2 protein-coding genes are annotated in these 970 nt (G+C 33.8%); one reads left to right on the forward strand and one right to left on the reverse strand.

The features are described 5' to 3' along the window. Positions 1-128: 128 nt before the first annotated feature. Positions 129-425: an HAD hydrolase family protein gene (locus D5018_RS22220; protein ID WP_279386900.1), complete on the forward strand. Its 297-nt coding sequence runs from the start codon at positions 129-131 to the stop codon at positions 423-425. Between the two features lie 128 nt (positions 426-553). Here D5018_RS22220 and D5018_RS21405 read toward each other — a convergent pair whose 3' ends face one another. After that, positions 554-850 (reverse strand): hypothetical protein, encoded by a 297-nt coding sequence (locus D5018_RS21405; protein WP_121840987.1) that lies wholly within the window; start codon positions 848-850, stop codon positions 554-556. Positions 851-970: the final 120 nt, after the last annotated feature.

Genomic DNA, 970 nt, shown 5'->3' on the forward strand with positions numbered 1-970 from the left:
GAAGGTGAATCTATGCGAAAACTGGATCAATCCGGACACTTGTAGTAAAAATTAGGTTAAGAGAAATCTGGGATCACGACTGTCCGGATGATCCCGAAACCGCTGTCCGGAATGACCGAAATTCGCATTTGAGCGGTTGTGAGTACTTTTTCGATGAAAAAGGGAATCTAGAGTTTTTTAATTTATTACCATCTGACAATGAAGGGAAGGTTAGTTTTATGCTTCAGGTTGCCGCTGAGCATGGTGTCAAACCTGCTGAGTGCTTATTTGTAGGTGATGGTAAAAATGATATATTCTTAGCCCAAAAAGTAGGGGTTTCTGTAGCATTCAATGCACAAAAAGAGTTAGAAGAGATAGCTACTCATAAAATTAAACAGCCAAGAGGGCAAGAAAACCTTTTATCAATATTAAATGTCATAAAGTGAAATTTTGATTTAATGTGACAATTAAACATTGTATTTGTATTGTCACATTTTATCTCAAGTAATACTTCTTATCTAAATAGATCTTTCTGCAAATAAGTGAGTAACCACCTTGTTAGCTGTAACTATTTTCATCTTGATTTACTAGGTGCATGGCTTAGCTTTTTCAATTCTAAAATTTCAGATTTTATAGTTTTATTTTTCTCATTTAATGAATCTATTTCTGACTTTTTGTAGCTATGTAACGAACTTCGCAACTCTTTTATTTCAGATTTCAACATTTCAATCTCTGATTTATTTTTGTTTTCAGTCTGGAATAATGAGTCACTTGCTAGCTTCGTTAAAGGAGGAATAAAAATAAATAAAAGAGCAACTATAGAAAATAGTACCGACAATTTTTTATACCCAAAGTCTAGAGCTTTATCCATAGGTATCTACATGGTTTGTCCAAAAAACGAACTAGCCAACTCTCTAAATGCTTCAATCTCCTCAATGGTATAGTTAGAAAGAACTTCGTTGAGCTGTAAAAAGACCCATAAGCCAGCTAA

Source organism: Parashewanella curva (assembly GCF_003675895.1).
Lineage (GTDB): Bacteria > Pseudomonadota > Gammaproteobacteria > Enterobacterales > Shewanellaceae > Parashewanella > Parashewanella curva.

Bases quoted from the DNA above. Each gene is read 5' to 3' on its own strand.
- D5018_RS21405 (WP_121840987.1), bottom strand. From the start codon at position 850: ATGGATAAAGCTCTAGACTTTGGGTATAAAAAATTGTCGGTACTATTT.